The 19669-nt window shown below is 58.4% G+C and carries 17 protein-coding genes; 10 read left to right on the top strand and 7 right to left on the bottom strand.

Annotated elements, in window-relative coordinates:
- Positions 1 to 28 precede the first annotated feature (28 nt).
- Together QEP12_RS04870 and lplT are read right to left on the bottom strand one after the other, a co-directional pair.
- A complete protein-coding gene (locus QEP12_RS04870; protein WP_284213543.1) occupies positions 29 to 910 on the bottom strand; it encodes a DMT family transporter in 882 nt (293 codons plus the stop codon).
- A 60-nt stretch (positions 911 to 970) separates the two neighbouring features.
- Complete coding sequence (lplT, locus tag QEP12_RS04875; protein ID WP_219163471.1) at positions 971 to 2260, bottom strand: lysophospholipid transporter LplT; 1290 nt, start codon at positions 2258 to 2260, stop codon at positions 971 to 973.
- 141 nt (positions 2261 to 2401) lie between these two features.
- On the opposite strand from lplT, the gene alr reads away from it, so the two are divergent.
- From alr to QEP12_RS04905, 6 genes are all read left to right on the top strand, one after another.
- Positions 2402 to 3520, top strand: coding sequence for an alanine racemase (alr, locus tag QEP12_RS04880; RefSeq protein ID WP_284213544.1), 1119 nt, complete (start codon positions 2402 to 2404; stop codon positions 3518 to 3520).
- A 165-nt stretch (positions 3521 to 3685) separates the two neighbouring features.
- On the top strand, positions 3686 to 5071 hold the full coding sequence (gene radA / locus QEP12_RS04885; protein WP_284213545.1) for a DNA repair protein RadA: 1386 nt from the start codon (positions 3686 to 3688) through the stop codon (positions 5069 to 5071).
- A gap of 62 nt (positions 5072 to 5133) precedes the next feature.
- A complete protein-coding gene (locus QEP12_RS04890; protein WP_174862161.1) occupies positions 5134 to 5565 on the top strand; it encodes a glycerate kinase in 432 nt (143 codons plus the stop codon).
- Positions 5566 to 5674: 109 nt separating this feature from the next.
- Positions 5675 to 5884 (top strand): zinc-finger domain-containing protein, encoded by a 210-nt coding sequence (locus QEP12_RS04895; protein ID WP_174862162.1) that lies wholly within the window; start codon positions 5675 to 5677, stop codon positions 5882 to 5884.
- Between the two features lie 881 nt (positions 5885 to 6765).
- Positions 6766 to 7557 (top strand): glycosyltransferase family 2 protein, encoded by a 792-nt coding sequence (locus tag QEP12_RS04900; RefSeq protein ID WP_174862163.1) that lies wholly within the window; start codon positions 6766 to 6768, stop codon positions 7555 to 7557.
- An 11-nt stretch (positions 7558 to 7568) separates the two neighbouring features.
- Positions 7569 to 8834 (top strand): O-antigen ligase family protein, encoded by a 1266-nt coding sequence (locus tag QEP12_RS04905; protein WP_284213546.1) that lies wholly within the window; start codon positions 7569 to 7571, stop codon positions 8832 to 8834.
- A gap of 79 nt (positions 8835 to 8913) precedes the next feature.
- On the opposite strand, the gene QEP12_RS04910 is transcribed toward QEP12_RS04905, so the two are convergent.
- Positions 8914 to 9726, bottom strand: coding sequence for an exodeoxyribonuclease III (locus QEP12_RS04910; RefSeq protein ID WP_284213547.1), 813 nt, complete (start codon positions 9724 to 9726; stop codon positions 8914 to 8916).
- Here QEP12_RS04910 and pyrE point away from each other — a divergent pair.
- Positions 9725 to 10423, top strand: coding sequence for an orotate phosphoribosyltransferase (gene pyrE, locus QEP12_RS04915; protein WP_284213548.1), 699 nt, complete (start codon positions 9725 to 9727; stop codon positions 10421 to 10423). The two genes, QEP12_RS04910 and pyrE, sit on opposite strands and share 2 nt — an antisense overlap.
- Before the next feature lie 14 nt (positions 10424 to 10437).
- Complete coding sequence (locus tag QEP12_RS04920) at positions 10438 to 11106, top strand: DUF4124 domain-containing protein (protein WP_174862166.1); 669 nt, start codon at positions 10438 to 10440, stop codon at positions 11104 to 11106.
- 73 nt (positions 11107 to 11179) lie between these two features.
- Here the strand turns inward: QEP12_RS04920 and QEP12_RS04925 are convergent, their stop codons facing one another.
- Entirely contained in the window at positions 11180 to 11413 is a 234-nt protein-coding gene (locus QEP12_RS04925) for a hypothetical protein (RefSeq protein ID WP_174862167.1), read from the bottom strand.
- A gap of 857 nt (positions 11414 to 12270) precedes the next feature.
- On the opposite strand from QEP12_RS04925, the gene QEP12_RS04930 reads away from it, so the two are divergent.
- Positions 12271 to 13347 carry a GGDEF domain-containing protein gene (locus tag QEP12_RS04930; RefSeq protein WP_284213549.1) on the top strand — a complete coding sequence of 359 codons (1077 nt, stop codon included), beginning with the start codon at positions 12271 to 12273 and terminating at the stop codon, positions 13345 to 13347.
- Positions 13348 to 13680: 333 nt separating this feature from the next.
- On the top strand, positions 13681 to 15870 hold the full coding sequence (locus tag QEP12_RS04935) for a methyl-accepting chemotaxis protein (protein WP_284213550.1): 2190 nt from the start codon (positions 13681 to 13683) through the stop codon (positions 15868 to 15870).
- 287 nt (positions 15871 to 16157) lie between these two features.
- Here QEP12_RS04935 and QEP12_RS04940 read toward each other — a convergent pair whose 3' ends face one another.
- The 3 genes from QEP12_RS04940 to QEP12_RS04950 form a co-directional block, all read right to left on the bottom strand.
- Positions 16158 to 16694, bottom strand: coding sequence for a GNAT family N-acetyltransferase (locus QEP12_RS04940; protein WP_174862172.1), 537 nt, complete (start codon positions 16692 to 16694; stop codon positions 16158 to 16160).
- Positions 16695 to 16788: 94 nt separating this feature from the next.
- Complete coding sequence (pdxY, locus tag QEP12_RS04945) at positions 16789 to 17652, bottom strand: pyridoxal kinase PdxY (protein WP_174862173.1); 864 nt, start codon at positions 17650 to 17652, stop codon at positions 16789 to 16791.
- Between the two features lie 326 nt (positions 17653 to 17978).
- The gene (locus QEP12_RS04950; protein WP_284213551.1) at positions 17979 to 18836 is read right to left on the bottom strand and encodes a putative phage abortive infection protein; all 858 of its coding nucleotides are present in this window, start codon (positions 18834 to 18836) and stop codon (positions 17979 to 17981) included.
- Positions 18837 to 19669 lie beyond the last annotated feature (833 nt).

Raw genomic sequence — 19669 nt, forward strand, 5'->3', positions numbered from 1 at the left:
GCGGTTTTTTTGATGGCTGCCAGGCGGCCTAGCGCTTATTGCTCTGCAACACCCCCAGCAGTGCGGCACCGACGATCAGCACCCCACCCATGAGCATGCGCAGGGTCAGTTCCGTAGCGCCCAGCAGCCACGCCGAGCTGCTGGCAAACAGCACTTCGGACAGCATGATGAGTGAGGTGGTGCCGGTGGGCACGCGGGCCGCGCCGTACTGCAGCGCCCATGAACCCACCCCGACCAGCACCCCCATGCCGAGGGCACAACTCACCCACACGGGGTTGGGCGCCGGAATGGCCGGGAAGTACCCCGTGGCAAAACCCGTGCTGGCAGTGATGAGCCCCACGCTCATGCAGCCAATAAACATGGCCAGCACCCGCGACATGCTGGGTGTGTGGAAGCTGCGGCGCAAGATCACGTTGGTGCAGGCAAAGCAAAAGCCGCCGAACAGGGCCAGGCACTCGGGCAGGCCGATGTCGGCCGTCAAACGGCTCAGCCCCGTGCCTTGCGGAAGGATGACCAGGGCCATGCCGCTGAAGGCCAGCACCAGACGCAGCAGCCCGGCAGCGGTAGGGCGCTCGGCCAAAAAGCGCCAGGCCAGTAGCACCGTCCAGGCGGGCATGAGGTAGAACAGCAAGATGACGCGCACTACATCCCCGGTAGAGGCCGCCATGTTGAAGGCCACATTCGTCAGCCCGGACGACAGGGCCAGCAGCCACAGCACGCGGTGCGAGAAAAAGCCCGGCAAGCTGCTGCGCACGCACAGTGCGGTGCCCACGGCCAGCAGGCCGTAAATCATGCTGGTGGCCCAGGGCGCGACCAGGCCCTGGGCGTGCATGGTCTGGAAGGGCCACCAAGCCAGGCCCCACACCATGGCGTTGAACAGCAGGGACAAATATGGCAAAGCAGAATGCATGGCTAAAAATGACTCCGGCGCAGGTAGTACCTGCGCCGGTAGCTATGAATAAGGGAGTTTTTAGTGGTGGTCGTGGCGGGCCACGTTCAGCAGGCGCCGTACTTCGCCGCCGTGGTTGCGGCAGTTGTACAGGTACCAGCGCCGGATCAGCCACATGGTGAAGGCCACCACCAAGCCAAAGCCGGTGATCGCGCCATAGGCCGACAACCCCCACATGGTGCTCAGGCTATAGAACAGGCCCAGACCCAGGATGCAAGCCTGCTCGTTGAAGTTTTGTACCGCAATCGAGCGGCCCGCGCCCATCAGGTTGTGGCCACGGTGCTGCAGCAGCGCATTCATCGGCACCACCAGATAGCCGCCCAAGCCGCCCAGCACGATCAGGAACGGCACGGCCACCCACAGGTTGCTGATGAAGTTCATGCAAATCACCAGCAAGCCCATGGCAATGCCCATGGGAATCACGCGGGTGGCGTGCTGCAGGCGCATGCGCATGGACGCCAGCACCGCGCCCGCTGCCGTGCCAATCGCCACCACGCCGACCAAGGCCGAGGCTTGTGTGGTGCCATAGCCCAGCGCCACGGCGGCCCAGGCCAGCACGATGTAGCGCAGATTGCCCGACACGCCCCAAAACAGCGTGGTGGTGGACAGCGAAATTTGCCCCAGCTTGTCGCGCCACAGGCGGGCATTGCAATCCCAGAAATCGGGCAGCAAGGCCAAGGCGTTGGTGAGCCGCCCCTTGCCGGGATCTTGGCGCAACGGCACCAAGGGGGCCGAAGTGCGCGGGATGCGCAGGTTAAAAATCGATGCCAGCGCGTAGATGAACACCAGCACGCCAATGGCGGCTTCGGCGGCGGTGGTGACGCCCGGCACGTTCAGCGCCAGCAGGTGGCCGGAGATGACCGGGCCGACCAGTTGGCCACCCAGCAGTACGCCCAGGATGATGGAGGTGATGGTCAGCCCCTCAATCCAGCCATTGGCCTTGACCAACTGCGAGGCGGGCAGCAATTCGGTCAAGATGCCGTATTTGGCCGGGGAGTAGGCCGCAGCGCCCAGCCCCACTACGGCATAGGCCAGCAGCGGGTGGTGGCCAAACAGCATCAGCAAGCAGCCAATCACTTTGATGGCGTTGCTGATGAACATGACGCGCCCTTTGGGCAGGGCATCGGCAAACGCCCCCACAAACGGGGCCAGCACGACATAGAACAGCGCGAACATGGGAACCAGGGCGGCACTTTGCCACTCGGGTGCTCCGCCCGTGCGCAGCAGCTCTACGGCTGCGACGAACAGGGCATTGTCGGCCAGCGAGCTGAAAAACTGCGCTGACATGATGGTGTAGAAACCGCGCTTCATGAAATGCTGGCGCGCCCCTGCCCTCTGGGGCAAGCGCACGGAAATGTTTGTCCCAGTGGCGAACGACAGACGGTTATATCACGCAGGCCTTAGCCACAAGTGCCAGAATGCCTGTTGTTTGCTCTGAGAAAACCTTTCGTCATGCCGCGTCCCATTCTTGCCACCATCCATCCCCAAGCGATTCGCCATAACTTGGAACGTGTTCGCCAGGCGGCGCCGGATGCGAAATTGATGTGTGTCACCAAAGCCAACGCCTATGGCCACGGGGTGGAGCGCGCGTTTGAGGGCCTGCGCGCCGCCGACGGCTTTGCCGTGCTGGAGCTGGCCGAAGCCCAGCGCCTGCGCCAACTGGACTGGCGCGGCCCCATCTTGCTGCTGGAAGGCGTGTTTGAGGCGCGCGACCTCGAGCTGTGCTCGCGCTTGGGGGTGTGGCACACCATCCATTGCGATGAACAGATCGACTGGCTGGCCGCCCACAAAACCCAGGTGCCACACCGCGTATTTTTGAAGATGAACAGCGGCATGAACCGGCTGGGCTTTACGCCCGAGCGCTTTCGCAGCGCCTATGCGCGCCTGAATGCGCTGCCGCAGGTGGAAGAAATATCGTTCATCACCCACTTCAGCGATGCCGACGGTGTGCGTGGCATTGACCACCAGTGGCAAGTGTTCATGGAAGTGACGGCCGATTTGCCGGGTGAGCGCAGCGACTGCAACAGCGCGGCCACGCTGATTTTTGGGGGCGATGCCCAGGTGCGCAACGACTGGGTGCGCCCGGGCATCGTGCTCTACGGATCTGCCCCCGACTACCCGGCCCGCACGGCCGATGACTGGGGGCTGCAGCCCGCCATGACGCTGTCCACCAAGGTGATTGGCACGCAAACGCTGAAGGCCGGAGACACCGTGGGCTACGGCTCCACCTTCACCGCCGACGGCCCCATGCAGCTGGGTGTGATTGCCTGCGGCTATGCCGACGGCTACCCGCGCAGCTGTGGTACGGGCACGCCAGTGCTGGTCAACGGCGTGCGCACGCGCCTGCTGGGGCGTGTGAGCATGGACATGATCTGTGTCGATTTAACACCCGTGCCCGGCGCGGGCATGGGCAGCGAAGTGGTGCTGTGGGGCCAAAGCCCGAGTACGGGCGCGGTGCTCAGCATTGACGAGGTGGCCGCTGCGGGCGGCACCGTCGGCTATGAGCTGATGTGCGCCGTGGCACCCCGCGTGCCGGTAGTGAGCGACGAGGCACCCCCCGCACGCAAATAACGCGGGGATTGAATTTAAAAAGAGAGCTGCTGGCGTTGAATGTGCAGGCATTTCAGATGCATAAGCATCGAAAATGCTTGTTAAATAAGCGCTGACAGCTCTCTTTTTTATGGATTGATGCGCGCCGCGCCTTGCTGCCGAGGCGCGCCGATATAGTGAGCGCCTATGGCCAAAGACAAAACCATCTACACCTGCAACGCCTGTGGCGGCAGCACGCCGCGTTGGCTGGGCAAATGCCCGAACTGCGGCGCCTGGAATAGCCTGATCGAAAGCGTGCCCGAGGCCGCATCAGGCGGTAAAAACCGCCTGAGCGCTCCACAAGGCTACGCAGGCCTGGCCAATGCCCAGCCCGTCACGCCCTTGTCTGCCATCGAAGCGCAAGACGTGGCACGCACCCCCAGCGGCATCGAGGAGCTGGACCGCGTGCTGGGCGGTGGCGTGGTGGAAGGCGGGGTGGTGCTGATTGGGGGCGATCCGGGCATTGGCAAATCCACCCTGCTGCTGCAGGCCATGGATGCCCTGCAGCGCGCGGGCCTGCCCACGCTGTATGTGACCGGTGAGGAAAGCGGCGCCCAGGTGGCGCTGCGCTCGCGCCGTCTGGGTATTGATGGCAGCCAGGTCAATTTGCTGGCCGAAATTCAGCTGGAAAAAATTCTGGCTACGGTGGAGGCCACGCAGCCGGCGGTGGTGGTCATCGACTCCATCCAGACCACGTACTCCGACCAGCTCACCAGTGCCCCGGGCTCGGTCGCGCAGGTGCGCGAATGCGCCGCGCACCTCACGCGCATGGCCAAAGGCACGGGCGTGACCGTGATTTTGGTGGGCCACGTCACCAAGGAAGGCGCCCTGGCAGGCCCGCGCGTGCTGGAGCACATGGTGGACACGGTGCTGTACTTTGAGGGCGACACCCACAGCCCGCACCGCTTGGTGCGCGCCATCAAAAACCGCTTTGGCGCGGTGAACGAGATTGGCGTGTTCGCCATGACCGAAAAAGGTCTCAAGGGCGTGAGCAACCCCAGCGCCATCTTCCTGAGCCAGCACACCGAGCCCGTGCCCGGCAGCTGTGTGATGGTGACACTGGAAGGCACGCGCCCACTGCTGGTGGAAATTCAGGCGTTGGTGGACAGCGCTGGCCCTGCGCCGCGGCGCCTGTCGGTGGGGCTGGACAAAGACCGCCTCGCCATGCTGCTGGCCGTGCTCAATCGCCATGCGGGCGTAGCCTGCGCTGATCAGGACGTGTTTGTGAACGCCGTGGGCGGGGTGCGCATCAACGAACCGGCGGCCGACTTGGCGGTGATGCTGTCCATCACCTCCAGCTTGCGGGGCAAACCCTTGCCCAAAGGCTTTTTTGCCTTTGGTGAAGTGGGTTTGGCGGGCGAAGTGCGCCCGGCCCCGCGCGGGCAAGATCGCTTGAAAGAAGCCGCCAAACTGGGCTTTACTGTGGCCGTGGTACCCAAAGCCAATGCGCCCAAAAAAGCGATTGCGGGGCTGACCATCCATGCCGTGGAGCGCGTGGACGAGGCCATGCAAGTCGTGCGCGGGCTGGATTAGTCCATAAGGACATACGCACTGCCCGCAAAACGGAGCAGGTCACTCCATAAGACAATAAGCCCATGAATATGCGCAATATTGTGATTCCGCTGGGCTTGGCGGCGTTGATTTATGTGGCCTACGATTCGCTGGGCTGGCAGGGTGTGGCCGCCGTGGGTGGCGGCATTTTGATGTGGTTGCTGCTGCACTTCACCCGTCTGATGACGGTGATGCGCCGCGCTGCAGAGCGCCCCATCGGCTATGTGGGTAGTGCCGTGATGCTCAACGCCAAACTCAAGCCCAAAGTGAATCTGATGCACGTGGTGGCCATGACACGCTCTTTGGGCGTGCGCATTTCACAAGAAGGGCAAGAGCCCGAGGTATACCGCTGGACGGACGGTACGGATTCGCACGTGACGTGCGAATTTGTCCATGGCCGTTTGGCGAAATGGACGCTGGAGCGCCCCACCAAACCGGAACCTATCGGCTCGGACAGTGGCCCAAGCCCTGCGTGAGCCATTAAAATCAGCAGCTTGATCGGCTGGCGCCGGAGGCTGGCCCCAGATTTTCATTTATGCAGCTTGCATGTACAGGCTGCTTCCACCTGCGAGAGAGACACCCACCATGCCTACCACTGCCGTCGTCGAACTGGCTGCCAAAGACCTGAACCAGCAAGGCGGTGTTTACTGCCCCAGCCCTAAGGCAGATATGCAGCTTTGGAACAACCACCCCAAGGTGTATATCGATGTCGCCCACCACGGCGAAGGCAAGTGCCCGTACTGCGGAACGGTCTATAAGCTCAAGGCAGGTGAGGTTTTTGCCGGTGGGCATTGAGCATGTGGCAGCTGCCCGCCAACGGCTAATGCATGCGTTGTTGGCGGGAGTGCGTACTATGCTTCGTACGACAATTAAAAATCAACTGAATCTCAGTTGATTTTTTTATGCAATTTCCAGCGTCATGATGATCATTTTTTATTTGATAAGTCTGGATGGCATTGATGTGAGGCTGGAATGAGCCGTGGCACAACTGCGGGCAGAAGCTGCGAATTCTCCGCACCATCGCTGATGTAAGACAGCGGGAGGCTTCAGAGCTCCGAAGTTATGACGAAAAAACCTGCGCTACATGAAGTGCAGCATGAAAGGTGGCGAAATGTGGGCTACCCAAACCATGCACTTGGCGTTGATATTTTTTTGAAAAATTGTGCTTGTGAATACGCTGTTGTGATTGGGTTTGATGTACTGTGCTCGGTTTGGCACCTGAGAAAAAAATCATTCAACTCGTGGAATTTTTGCAAAAAATGCAGCTGAATTTAATATTGTGAATATTAGAATTAATAAAAAATATTAACAGATTCTGCTTGATGCATTCAAATTGTTTTTCGTTGACGATTGCTAATATTTTATGGCTTCAGCACGGGATATACGTATTCAAGAATTTTTTCGATTATATTTGTGCTCATGGATATTGCTTTGAACAAGTTGAAATTTTCAAGCATAAAGGATGTGTAACCATGCTGCATTTATTCTCGATTAGCAACTAGATTAGTGAAATTGCTTTCAACTCAAAGAGCCCGATGATTGGTGATAACTGCGACAGCTTCTTTGGACGAAGGATCTGAAGATATTCCAAAACCCACTCCTTGAAGAAGGATTTGCTGCTTCTTGAGGAATTTAAATGTTGTATGAATAGCTTCATCAAGCATGAAGGATAGATAATGAAAGATGAACTGCAAAAGCCGTTGCTGACGATTGGTGTGCTCACCATGAATGAGGCACACCGCATTGCCGTCTGCCTCCAGAGTGCTAGCTTTGCAGACCAAGTGATCGTTGTAGATTCGGGAAGCACCGACGATACGGTCTCTATTGCCCGTCAAATGGGGGCTGAAGTATTTAGTTATCCAGACTGGCAAGGTTTTGCCGTGCAGCGCAACAGATTGCTACAGCATGCCAAGGGTAAATACATTTTCTTTTTGGATGCTGATGAAGTTATCAATGATTCGTGCAGAAAAGAGATTGAAGCAGTTACTCAATCTGGTGAAGATGCCGTCTGGAAGATTAAATGGAGAATCGTAGCGTTTGGTCATGAGTTGAAATACTTGAAAAGTACTGCTTATGTAGAGCGACTATTTTTGCGAGATAATATCAAAGAATTTCAAGGTGTTGTCCATGAGAAGGCGCAGTTGAGAAATCCTCATGTAAAGCGTTATTTGATTAAAAATGCTGTTTTGCATTCTTCCAGAGAAAGCATTCAAAGTAGTTTGAATAAAATGACACAATATGTCATGCTGGGTGCTTTGAAGAGATCGGAACAAGGAAAGAAGGGTGGGGTCTGTCGTGGCCTTCTTTCTGGATTTACAATTTTTTTTAGATTGTATTTTTTGCACCGTGGATTTATGTGTGGTGGGGCTGGTTTTCTTTATGCAATTTTCCATGCATTGGAAGCATTTTTTAGATATGCAGCTCTGGAATATGATAGAGATTCATTGAAGTTTTTTGCAAAAAGATAATGGTGTAAGAAATGTTGAAATTCAATAATAAAAAAATGGCAAATATCTCCGCTTTTGTTTTTTTCGCGGCGGTACTTGCATTTCCTTCCGGGTATTCCTATGGATCTTTATTGTTTTTGTTGACGGCTATTTTCGGATTTAATGTGTGGCGGCATGGGAATTTTGATAAGCCAACGATTATTTTGTGCTTGCTATTAATTGCAGCCGGTATTTTTTGGAGTCATTCTTTTGAAAATATTTTCGAAATGACGAAATCAGATTACTGGGTGAAATACGGAATTGCAGCGGTGTGTGTACTGGCCGTTGCAAAAATAGGCATTGATTTTTCGTGGGTGGCCTACGGTATTGCTGCTGGTGGCCTGGGCTCTTTGGGGATTGCGGCCTACCAGTATTTGGTTTTGGGTATGAATAAAGCGTCTGGCCATACCAATGCGATCCAGTATGGGGATATTTCCATGTACTTGGGTGTGGCTGCATGGTCTGTGGCTCTGTTGAGCAAACAAAAATGGCCCGCGCGCCTGGCGTTTGCTGTCGGTGGGGCTTGTGCGGTGCTGGGGTCGTTGCTGTCGGAGACGCGGGGTGCTTGGGTGGTGGCGCCTGTGCTGGTGTTGTGTCTGCTGGTGTGGATGTTCCAGTATGGCCAGGCCAAGTTGGCAGGCATAGCCGTGGTGGCTATGGTCCTGGCTGTTGCTGTAATGGTGATCCCGTACGGTGAAAAATTTACCTCCCGCGCGAATACTGCGGTGGTGGAGTTGCAGGCGTATGCCGCTAACCCCGTGCAGGCAGCTGAAACTTCAATTGGTCAGCGGTTGGAGCAATGGCGCTTGGCATGGGCGCTGTGGGAGCAAAAGCCCTTGCTGGGCTGGGGCACGCAGGGGTTTGCACAAGGCAAGCAGCTGCGTGTAGATCAAGGATTGGCCCATCCCTCTGTCATGGATTATGGCCATGCGCACAATGAAATTTTGGACATGCTGGCCAAACGCGGCGTACTGGGTCTGGTGATGCTGCTTCTGCTGTATGGGGTTCCGCTGGCAGTGTTTTGGCCCACGCGCAAACGCATGGCGCAGGTGCCATGGATCGTGCGCGATCGGTTGCTGAGTCTGCGTGTGGCAGCTACTTTGCTGCCAATTGCCTATTTCGGTTTTGGATGGACACAGGTTTTTTTCGTCCACAACAGCGGCAACATGTTTTATCTATTTGCCTTGGTGGCTTTCTGGGGTGGCGTATGCCAGCTGGAAGGGAAAACCGTGTTGGCCTCTTCATCGCGTGCGGTCTGATGGTCTGGTATTGCGCATTCGCGCAATACCAGCGGAGCCAGCTCTCTGCGAATACGTACAGGTGTGTGCATGCTGCTGGTCAGAGCTTCATCGCATAGCCAATCGTGATTGGCGCATGGTCTGAAAACTTCTCGCCTTTGTAGATGGATTCAGAACGGGCCAGCGCAGCGATGGCGGGTGTGGCCAGGTGGTAGTCCAAACGCCACCCCACGTTGTTGGCATACGCTTGTCCGCGGTTGCTCCACCACGTGTAGCAGGCGTTGGTGGTGTCGGGTTGCAAGCAGCGATAGACGTCCTTGATGCCGCCGGTGTCGGTTTCGGCCAGCAGCATGTCCATCCAGGCGCGCTCCTCAGGGGTGAAGCCGCTGTTTTTTTGGTTACCGCGCCAGTTTTTCAAATCTTCTTTGCGGTGAGCGATATTGATATCACCGCACAGCACAAATTCACGCTCAGCTTTCAGCAGCATCAAGTGCGTGTGCATCTTGGCCAAAAAGCGAAATTTCGCACTTTGACGCTCTTCGCCGGATGAGCCACTGGGAAAGTAGCTGCTGATGATGGAGAACTTGCGGGTCGGTGTATCAAAGCGCGCTTCTACATAGCGGCCTTCCGCATCGAATTCTTCCGGGTCAAAGCCCACGATGACATCGCTGGGCTCATGGCGGCTGTAAATGCCTACACCGGAGTAGCCCTTCTTTTGCGCAAAATGGAAAACGCCGGGCATGCCCGCCAAGGTGTCAAACTTTCCCGCAATATCCGCAGCTTGCGCCTTGACCTCTTGCACACAAATACAATCCGGGCCGGTCGCCGCAATCCATTCCTCCACACCTTTGGATGCGGCAGAGCGGATGCCGTTGAGGTTGAGGCTGGTCAATTTAAAAAGGGAAGAATCCATGTCTATCAGTGGCGCGCAACAAAAACAGAACGATTTATTGGCGCAAGAGTTTGTGCAGTTTGCCGTAGACGCAGGGGTGCTGCGTTTCGGTGAATTCAAGACCAAGGCAGGGCGCATGAGCCCGTACTTCTTTAACGCTGGCTTGTTCGACGACGGTGCCAAGATGGCCCGTTTGGCCGAATTCTATGCAAAAGCCATTGTGGCCAGCGGCATGGAGTTTGATATGGTCTTCGGGCCCGCCTACAAAGGCATCCCGTTGGCGGCGACGGTCGCTGTGGAACTGGCGCGCATGGGCAAGAACGTTCCGTTTGCGTACAACCGCAAAGAGGCGAAAGACCATGGAGAAGGCGGCACCTTGGTGGGCGCACCCATCAAAGGGCGCGTGCTCATCATTGACGATGTGATGAGTGCAGGCACCGCTGCGCGTGAATCGATTGCGTTGATTCAAGCTGCGGGGGCTACGCCACATGCTGTGGCCATTGCACTAGACCGCCAAGAGAAAGCCACAGAGAATGGCAAAGATGTAGACCACAGCGCCGTGCAATACGTGCGCAATCAACTGGGTTTGCAGGTGTGTGCAATTTCCACGTTGTCCGACCTGCTGGCCTATTTGGGGTCACGGGGGGGCGATGGCGAAGCGGCACAACACCATGAACGGGTGTTGGCCTACCGCCAGCGCTATGGAGTGAACGATTAAATAAAGATCACCGTATGCGGTTGGCATTCCATGTGGGGTTTGGTGTCCTGGGCAGCATTGCATTAACCGCATCGGTGATGGCGCAGCCATCGGGCAAGAGTGGCATTTACAGCTGTATCGATGCCGCCGGCCATCGTATTACGGCCGATCGTCCCATTCCCCAATGTGCGGATCGGGAGCAGCGTGTACTGAGCCCATCAGGGGTAGAGCGTGGCCGCCTGGGGCCAGCTCTTACTGAGGCGGAAATGGCACAGCGTTTAGAGCAGCGGCGTAATGAGCAGTTGCAACTACAGCGCCTGCAAGAGCAGCGGCGGCGCGATGCGGTGTTGCTCGCGCGTTATCCCGAGCGATCCTTGCACGATGCGGCCCGCCGTGATGCAGTATTGCAGATGGAAGAGATGCAAGCGTTGGCACGCAAACGCCTGCAAGAGTTGGACAAAGAGAAGCAACAATTGGATCAAGAGTTGCAGTTCTATCAACAAGACTCCAGCAAGACGCCAGCGCGCTTGAAGAGCGCCTTGCAGGACGTGGAGAAAGCCCAGCAAGAGCAGCGTGCATTGCTCGCTGCGCAGGCGGATGAGGTGCAGCGCATTCACAAGCGCTTTGATGCGGATCTGCAGCGGCTGTTACCTCTGTGGAAGTCGCAGCAACCCAGCGTTTCAGCGGCAGATTCGTCGTCTTGAAGACCTGGAGATAGGGGCTAGAAAAAAGCACGCTGATACAGCGTGCTTTTTGCTTTTAGGCTTGGCGGTGCGCTCAGAGCGCTTGCCACACGGTATCGCCTCCTGCGCTGGAGGGCTGGGCCGCAATCCCCAGCAACGCGGCGTGACGGTGCAGCAAGCTGTCAAATTGCAGCGCATCCTGATCGGTGATGGAGCTTTCGCCTTGATGGTAATCGGCGGCGATCTGAGAGGTCGTAAAACTCATCGCTCCGAACTTTTGCACGGCATTGCGCAGTTTGTCCAAATTGATCGGCATAGGTGTTGTCATCGCAGAACTCCTCAAAAGACGTAGACAAAGCGCTAGTCATCAATGTGGCATGGCTTGTGTAACGGCACAAGAGGTGTTGTGCACCTGGGTGGCGACGTACAGGGGCAAAGGGTTCTGGTCTTGCTTTTGCAAGGTGAGCCAGTACCAACTGGTAAAGGCTTCCAAAATCTTGCAGCCATTAATGAGGCTCGGCGCAGCGTTGCTCTCCATCCTAAAGAGGGGTTGCTCTGATTGGCGGTAGACATGGTGTTGATGTGTGCCATAGTGATCTTGATGCCACGCGCAAAGCGTACGCCGCGTCCACGTTGTGGGCATAGACGTGGAGTAAAGGCCAAATCCGGTGAGATGGGCTAGCTCCAGCGCATGTGCGGTATCACGTGCTTCGATGATCGGCAGCACAGGCCAAAGGCTTCTTTCCGGTCGCTAGATCACTTGATTTGGATCTGCATCTGCATCTGCAAGTACGGCGGGGAGGATGCGCATATTGCCTTGCGTTTGATCGCTCGCCATCCAACGCGCGGCAAACAGTCGTTGGTTGCTGCAAGGCCAGTACACGCAGACCAAATTGTTGCCTCGTACATGGTCAGTCTCTGCCTGCATGCGAAGTGCAAGGTCTCATTGCTCGTACAGAGCCAGTTCCGCACGCCTTGCGTGTCACGTGTGCTTGAAGACCGCCCATCCGCAGTTTTTGGTGTGAGGTGGACGAATCAGGTGTTCAATTGTTAAAACCTGTTTGAAGGGTGCAACTTGCGTGATTGTCTGTCGCGCATATCGGCCTGTTTGTCATACCCTTGTGTAACAAAAATTTGAAATACAAGTTGTTGTATGCCTCACCCCTTGCGCTCTGGAATTTCTGCATGAAATTGCTACCAACCACTTTGGAATTGCTGAGCATGCCCTGGTTGTGCGGGGTGCTGGCGGCTGGCCTCCTGGTGGTCTGGTTGCAGCGACGTGCGTACCGCTATGTGCTTTGGCAGGCCCTGGGTATGCTGCTGCTCGCTCTGGCTTACGCGCTGGCACACCAAGCACCGGTGCCGTGGTCTTTGCAGGTGATGGTGGTGTGGATGCTGTGGGGCGCGGCATGGGCCCTCGCACAGGCCATGGTGGCCCACTACGGGCAGTCGGTGAATGTCTACGTCGTCGTGAGCAGCGCTGGCTGTGTGCTGGCGGTCACTTGGATAGGTGCTGCTAGCGCGTTGCCCGCACCCATACGCGGGGTGGCCGGCAGCATGGCCATGGGTTTGGTGTTGGCCTATGCCCTGCCCTTGGCGTGGCGCGGGGCAGTGCGCCATCAGCTGGATCAATGGTTGCGGTGGCTCTACAGTGGCTTCACCGCTTGGGTGCTACTGGGCCCGCTGCTGCTGTCGCTCTCCGTTTTCACAGATGCAGCACTCCTGCTCGCCGCCCTCTGCAGCGTCACCATGGCATGGTGTGCCTGGCGCGATGGCGCGACCAAACCCCGGAACTCGGGCTACCGTGATGTAGTGACCAACTTGCTCAACCGTTCAGGCCTGGATGTGGTCTGCGGTGCATTGCCTGCAGCCAGCCGGATTACGGTGGTGGTGCTGTGTGAGCTCAAAGACAAAAAGCACCCGCGCTATGCGATGGGGGCGTGTTCTGCGCTCGCACTGCAATGCTTTGCACAGTTGCTGCTGCGCTCTGTGCGAGAGGGCGATTTCGTCGCCCGTATCGGGTCGCAGGAATTCGCCTTGGCCTTGCGCGATCTGGATATGGCACAGGCGCAGGCCTTGGTACAACGTATCCAAGCAGGACTGCCACGCTTTGCATCGCTGGATAACTGTCGCGCCAGCTTTGGGCTGGCGCTAGTGCATGAAATGGACTCCCTCGATACGGCGCTGCACCGTGCCGATGTAGCGCTGTACCAGTCCAAAGAAGAAGTTGGGCACAGCGAGCCGCTGGCTAGCGTTGTATAGATTGGCCCGCTCCCCCTTTTTATTACATCCCGCATGACGAGTCCGCGCTCAGCGATGGTGCGCAGCGTTCACCTGCTGCCCCCGTGAATGGCCCCATCGCCCAATGAGGGGCACTGGATGCAGAAAATGGTTGCAACACTTAGTTACCACTTGATGTGCGTCAATCTTTTCTGATGCCATATCGCTACGCTGCAGCCTGCTTCTTGGGGCCCCTGTCAGACAGGCATGTAGAAGGCGCAGATCCATGCTGCCATGTGTTGCGAAGACACCTGCCCGGGCGCACAGCCAGATAAAAAAAGAGTGGCCCACAGGGGCCGTAGAGGAGAGTTTTCAATGCACATCGGCCAACGTTTTTGGCGGCGCCAAGGCCTGGGCGTCAAGCTGGCGATCACCAATTTTGTCTGGGTCGCTTCTATTTTGGGGGTGCTGGTGCTGGCGATTGCGTGGGGTGTGAGCCAATCCCTGCAAACCAAAATGCATGGTGAGATGCAGCAAGGCGTTCAAATGCTGCTGCGCTTCATTGAGTCGAGCGACAAAGATCTGCGCCAGCGCACCCAGTTCCTGGCAGATAGCTTGGCCCACCACCTGCAGGGCACATTCAGCCTGGAGCAAGCAGGTGCCGAGCCACTGCTGAGCCTTAATGGAGAGCCGCTCAATGGGGATGCCACGCATCTGCCCGCGTTTACGCGCAGCACCGGGGCGGTGGCCACTATTTTTGCCGCCCAAAGCAACGCAGACTTTGTGCGCATTGCCACCACCTTGAAAAATGACAAGGGCGAAGCGGCGGTAGGCACCGTGCTGGAGCGTAGCCACCCCGCGTATGCCGCCGTGCAGGCAGGCCAGAGCTATATGGGCCTGGCACAGTTATTTGGGCGCCAGTACATGACGCATTACCGCCCGCTGAAAGATGCTGCAGGAAAAATAGTGGGCATTGCCTTTGTGGGGCAAGACTTTTCGGAGCAGCTCAACCACCTCAAAGCGTCGGTGCGGGCACTGAAAGTGGGCGACACCGGCTATTACTACGTGCTGCGGGCGGAAGATGGCCCCCAGCGTGGCGAACTGGTGGTGCACCCTGCGCAAGAAGGCAGCAACATCATTGATGCCAAAGACAGCAATGGCACCTTGTTTATCCGTGACATGCTGGAGCGCAAGCAAGGCGCGATCACCTACCCGTGGATGAATCCCGGCGAAACCGAGGCGCGCGAAAAGCTGGCTGTGTTCGGCCACTACGCTCCCTGGAACTGGGTGGTGTCTTCCAGCGCGTATACCGATGAATTCATTGCCGAGACCCGCAGCCTCATCATCAAGTTTGCGGTGATGGGCTTGATGGCGGTGCTGGTGCTGGCGGCGGTCTGGTTCTGGCTGATTCGTCGCATGATCGTGCGCCCCCTGAATGAAGCCAGCCGCATGGCAGACGCCATTGCCGAAGGCGACCTCACCGTGCGCATCCCCAGCACACGCAGCGATGAAATCGGGCACCTGCTCGATGCCATGAACAACACCAACACCGGGCTGACGCGCGTGGTGCGTGCCGTGAATGAGCAGGCGCACAGCGTGGCCATGGCCAGTGCGGAAATTGCCCAGTCCAATATGGATCTGGCCACCCGCACCGAAAGCGAAGCCAGCGCGCTGGAAGAAACGGCCGCCGCCATGGAAGAGTTGGGCTCTACGGTGGCCCACAACGCCGAGCATGCGCAATCGGCCGACAAACTCACCCGCGAAGCGCAGCGCGTGGTCACCGAAGGTGGTGAAGCCGTGCGCAAAGTGGTGCAAACCATGCAGGGCATCGACACCAGCAGCAAAAAGATTGCCGACATCATCGGTGTGATTGATGGCATTGCCTTCCAGACCAACATCCTGGCGCTGAATGCCGCCGTGGAAGCGGCGCGTGCCGGTGAGCATGGCCGTGGTTTTGCCGTGGTGGCGGGGGAAGTGCGTGCCCTGGCAGGCCGCAGCGCCGACGCGGCCAAAGAGATCAAGCAGCTCATCAGCACCAGCGTGGCTGAAATCCATGAAGGCAATATCCAGGCGGCCCATGCGGGTGAGACCATGGAGCAGGCCATTGCCGAAATCCGCAAAGTCACCCAGCTGATCAGCGACATCAGCCATGCCAGCGGTGAGCAAAGCAACGGCGTGGCACAGGTGGCCGAGGCGGTCACGCACATGGACCAAACCACGCAGAAAAATGCTGCGTTGGTGGAAGAAATGGCGGGCGCAACCGAGGGCCTGCGCAAGCAAGCCGATGAGCTGGTGCATGCCGTGTCCATCTTCCGTCTGCAAGGTGGCAGTGCGCAACCACTGCAATCTCCCGCGTTGGCCATCCAGCGCCCGGTGATTCACGGCTCCCCCCGGTCGGCCGTAGCTGCGCCTGCCGGTGCATCTGCGGTGGCACGCTCCCCAAGCCCGGCCCTGGCGCCCAGCGCAGCGGCCGCGCCCGCGCCGGCGGCTGCCCGGGCCGCGTCCATGCCCAGCATGACCAAAGTGGCTGCTGCCACGGCGGACGACGATTGGGAAACCTTTTAAGCGTTGAAGGCAAGGCTGTGTGCCTGCCCGCCGCGCAAAAGCCTTGTGGATGAATGCCACAAGGCTTTTTTCATAAAAATGGCCTCTAGCGCTTATGTATCCAGCGTTAGGAGCTATCTTTTTAGCGTTGATGGCACGCCCTAGGCACGCCTCAAACACTCCCCATACAGCGCGGTTTCACGGTGCCGCGGCATCCAAGCATTCGTGCGTTCTTACTGCCTGCGGCTGCAGCACCGCCTTCGTCGTACCGCTTCGCTGGGCCGTGGGATCGGCTTTGAACCGGGGTGCTACAGCACCGCCCCGGGTCTGTGAAACCCCGGCGCATGCGCTTCAAAGTACAGCAAGTCAAACCACTGGCGGTGCAGTTGCAAGCTGCAGCGCGAGTGCCCAAACTGCTGAAAACCGTTTTTCAGCAGCACGCGGATGGAGGCGGGGTTTTCAGGGCGCGCAGTGGCTTCCAGGCGTTGCAGGTGGTGAACCTGAAAAGCTTTTTGCATCACCAGTTTTACCGCCTCTGATGCCAGGCCCTGGCCGCTGTGCGAGGGCGCGATGCGGTAGCCCAGCGAGGCGCTGTGAAAGTGGTCGCGGCGCACCTGGGTCAGGTTGATGCGGCCCACCAGTTCGCCACCCAGCCAGATCAGGTAGTGAAAGGCCTGGTCAGCGGCTTGCTGGCGCAGTGCAGTCTGCAGCGCCTGGTCAAACCCCTCGGGGGTGTAGAAGCTGTCGGCCCGGGGATTGATCCAGTTTTCAAAGTACAGACGGTGCTGGTTTTCAAAAGCCCACAGCGTAGTGGCATCTTGCTCGCGCAGCAGGGTGAGTTCCATGCGGCCTCCTTGGGATGGTGCTCACGGATTGTGGCTGCGCCCGCGTCGATTGGGCAAGGGGCCGTGGCCCCCGCATGGCGAAAACAGGGCCTGCTTAACGGATGGGCACAGCAGCAAAGTGGGCGCGCGGGGCCACATAACTGTCTTGGGCCTGCACCAGTTGCAATTCACGCTCCCCGCTTTGGTGGGTGTGCTGCAGCAGCTCAAACATGCTGGCCGTGGTGCGCTCCAGCGCCCGCTGGGCCGAGCCGCTTTGGCCAAAATGCTGGCTGTAGTGGGCGGTAAACAGTGCCGCGGTGACATCGCCCGAGCCATTGGCCTTGAACGGCAGGTGCGGCGTGGTTACCAGCCATGCGCCCGTGGCATCGGCCGCCAGCATGGAGATGGTGCCCGGCGCCGCATCGGGGCAGTGCACGCTGGTGACCAGCACGGCGCGCGGGCCCAGGGCCATCACGGCATCCACCGCCTTCAGCGTGTCGGCCAGTGTGTGCACCGGCATGCCTGCCAGGTAGCCCAGCTCAAACTGGTTTGGGGTCACCAAATCGGCCTGGGGCACTACGCGTTCGCGCAACAGCACGGGAATGGCAGGGTTCACAAAACAGCCCGATTTGGCGTTGCCCATCACGGGATCGCAGGTGTAGGTGGCCCTCGGGTTGAGCGCTTTGACGCGTGCCACGGTGGCCAATATGGCGTCGGCAATGTCAGCCCCGCCCTGGTAGCCGCTGAGCACCACATCCACCTTGGCCAGTGCGCCGCGTTGCTCCATCGCATGCACGATGGCGCCGACCTCGCTGGCGGGAATGGGCGAGCCGCCCCATTGGCCGTAGCCCGTGTGGTTGGAGAAGTTGACGGTGTACACCGGCCACACCTCATGCCCCAGGCGCTGCAGCGGAAACACTGCGGCGGAATTGCCAACGTGGCCATAAGAGACATGGGACTGGATCGAGAGAATGTTCATAACGCTGGGCGGCGGCAGCAGCAACGCTGCCGGGGCAATCAAATGCAATGGCAATGCTGGCGATGGTAGCGCTGCCCGTGCCCGGTTGCCCTGGCATAGGATCAAAGCGGCGCTACGTTCTGCACACCCCGGGCGGGGTTTGCGTGCGCGCCACACGGCCCCAAAATGCCCGCCGCCTGCAGGGCCCGCGCGCTAAAGGCGGTAGAAAAGCACGTTGCACACAGTAGCAGCCTGGTAGTTAAATAGACCGCTGGCGCCCATGCAGCAAGCGCTGGCAGCTCTCATTCTTGAAAAGAACTTTGCAGCGCGCTGCGCCGCCTGGGGCTTTAGAGCGGCGCAGGGGGCTGCAGCTGCGGAAAGTACTGCGCATAGCCCGCCATGAACTTCTGGCGCTGCGCGGGGCGCAAATCCAGCTCCTGCAGCAACTCATACTTTTCAATCAGCTGCTTGAACTCCATGTACGGGCTTTGCGGGTTGCGCGTGGCCGCGTACATGGCCACCGCCTCAAACGCATCCTGGTTGATGATGGCTTTGAGAATGTTGGCGTAGAACATGCGGTCACCATGGGCGGTGTCCGGAAACTTCTGCTCAATGAACCTCAGCATCTCAAACAGGATGGAGATGAAGTGGTCAATCTCGCTGTGGTCGGCCATCAACTCCGCGCGCGCTGCCTCCAGCGTTGGCTGGCTGCGTGCATGCAGCATCAGCCGCTGCAAACTGGTGCCTGCGGGCTGCCCCGCTTCGGCATCGTGGTGCTCGTTGATCTTCTCGAACGTGTTGTTAAACAGCTTGAGCAGCGAGAAAAACGTGTTCTCAAACGCATCCAGCCGCTGCGCCGCAATCTGCTCGGTAAACAGGCGCACATTCGATTCGGCAGCCACCGTTGATTTTTTCAGCTCCTCCATCGTGGCGGTCAACTCGCGCCGCTGCAGGCGCAGGGTGAACAGCAAGGCCAGCAGCGAGAAAAAACTCAAAATCGGATTGAGCACGCCCCCCAAAAAATCGCCCGACAGCCCCAGCGCCTCAGCGCGGCTCATGCCCTCGCCATTCGGGTTTGCCAGCCACGTCTGGTAATTGTGCTCAAAGTCCCAATACGCCTTCAGATACATCCACGCCGTGCCCAGCAGCACGCACACGGCGATCATTTCCATTACATGAATTTTTTGCCACGCTTTGTCCATCATGGTGGGCAGCCCTCCTGCTGTGCGGTTGTACGGGTGCGCCCGTGGCGTGACTATAGGAGAAGTGCGTGAGGTGGCAGTTTTTTGGATGAAATGAGGGTGTAGGGCTTGTGCGGTAAGCGTGGGTAGCTATGGTTGTTGAAAAGGTTTTTTCGTTTTGGATGCCGCCTTTGATCTGAGGACAGAGCCGGCTCATCGCGCCGGGGCGAGTTCCTTTTCTTTGCTTCGCCAAAGAAAAGGAACCAAAAGAAAGGCGACCCTGCTGCCCCCGACCCTCCGCTCTGCTACGGGCCACCTCCCGTGCGCGCCCCAGACGGGCCAGCCGCAAACTCGCCTGCTTTGCAGGCTCAAACAGCGCGTCTGGCTGCTTCCGTCTGGGGCTGTGCGCGGGAGGCGGGGGCAGAAAGGATAGGGCGCGGTTGGATGCTGCGGGCTTGAAAAGGACTTTTCTTTGGGTCTATTGGATTGAAGCCAAATTGGGCTCTGGCGCTGATGTAGAAAGCGCTGGCAGCTACTGCTTTTGAAAAGCACTTTTCTGTCTGGGCATTGCTTTTGCTTTGAGTACAGAGGCCGCTTGTCGCGCGGCAGCGACTTACTTTCATTTGCTTGCTCAAAGGAAAGTAAGCAAAGGAAAGAGCACCCTGCTGCCCCCGACCCTTCGCTGCGCTACGGGCCACCTCCCGTGCGCGCCCCAGACGGGCCAGCCGCAAACTCGCGTGCGTACCGCACGCTCAAACAGCGCGTCTGGCTGTTTCCGTCTGCGGCTGTGCGCGGCAGGCGGGGGCAGAAGGGAACGGGCGATACGTGGCGCTGTGGGCTTGAAAAGGGTTTTGCTG

It is taken from the genome of Comamonas jiangduensis, from assembly GCF_030162955.1.
Lineage (GTDB): Bacteria > Pseudomonadota > Gammaproteobacteria > Burkholderiales > Burkholderiaceae_C > Comamonas > Comamonas jiangduensis.

Excerpts from the sequence above, each read along its gene's own strand:
- QEP12_RS04920 (WP_174862166.1), top strand. The coding sequence starts at position 10,438 with ATGCGGTTGGCATTCCATGTGGGGTTTGGTGTCCTGGGCAGCATTGCA.
- QEP12_RS04925 (WP_174862167.1), bottom strand. The coding sequence starts at position 11,413 with ATGACAACACCTATGCCGATCAATTTGGACAAACTGCGCAATGCCGTG.
- pyrE (WP_284213548.1), top strand. The coding sequence starts at position 9,725 with ATGTCTATCAGTGGCGCGCAACAAAAACAGAACGATTTATTGGCGCAA.
- QEP12_RS04910 (WP_284213547.1), bottom strand. The coding sequence starts at position 9,726 with ATGGATTCTTCCCTTTTTAAATTGACCAGCCTCAACCTCAACGGCATC.
- QEP12_RS04940 (WP_174862172.1), bottom strand. The coding sequence starts at position 16,694 with ATGGAACTCACCCTGCTGCGCGAGCAAGATGCCACTACGCTGTGGGCT.
- QEP12_RS04905 (WP_284213546.1), top strand. The coding sequence starts at position 7,569 with ATGTTGAAATTCAATAATAAAAAAATGGCAAATATCTCCGCTTTTGTT.
- QEP12_RS04870 (WP_284213543.1), bottom strand. The coding sequence starts at position 910 with ATGCATTCTGCTTTGCCATATTTGTCCCTGCTGTTCAACGCCATGGTG.
- lplT (WP_219163471.1), bottom strand. The coding sequence starts at position 2,260 with ATGAAGCGCGGTTTCTACACCATCATGTCAGCGCAGTTTTTCAGCTCG.
- QEP12_RS04935 (WP_284213550.1), top strand. The coding sequence starts at position 13,681 with ATGCACATCGGCCAACGTTTTTGGCGGCGCCAAGGCCTGGGCGTCAAG.
- QEP12_RS04930 (WP_284213549.1), top strand. The coding sequence starts at position 12,271 with ATGAAATTGCTACCAACCACTTTGGAATTGCTGAGCATGCCCTGGTTG.
- pdxY (WP_174862173.1), bottom strand. The coding sequence starts at position 17,652 with ATGAACATTCTCTCGATCCAGTCCCATGTCTCTTATGGCCACGTTGGC.
- QEP12_RS04890 (WP_174862161.1), top strand. The coding sequence starts at position 5,134 with ATGAATATGCGCAATATTGTGATTCCGCTGGGCTTGGCGGCGTTGATT.
- QEP12_RS04895 (WP_174862162.1), top strand. The coding sequence starts at position 5,675 with ATGCCTACCACTGCCGTCGTCGAACTGGCTGCCAAAGACCTGAACCAG.
- QEP12_RS04900 (WP_174862163.1), top strand. The coding sequence starts at position 6,766 with ATGAAAGATGAACTGCAAAAGCCGTTGCTGACGATTGGTGTGCTCACC.
- alr (WP_284213544.1), top strand. The coding sequence starts at position 2,402 with ATGCCGCGTCCCATTCTTGCCACCATCCATCCCCAAGCGATTCGCCAT.
- QEP12_RS04950 (WP_284213551.1), bottom strand. The coding sequence starts at position 18,836 with ATGATGGACAAAGCGTGGCAAAAAATTCATGTAATGGAAATGATCGCC.
- radA (WP_284213545.1), top strand. The coding sequence starts at position 3,686 with ATGGCCAAAGACAAAACCATCTACACCTGCAACGCCTGTGGCGGCAGC.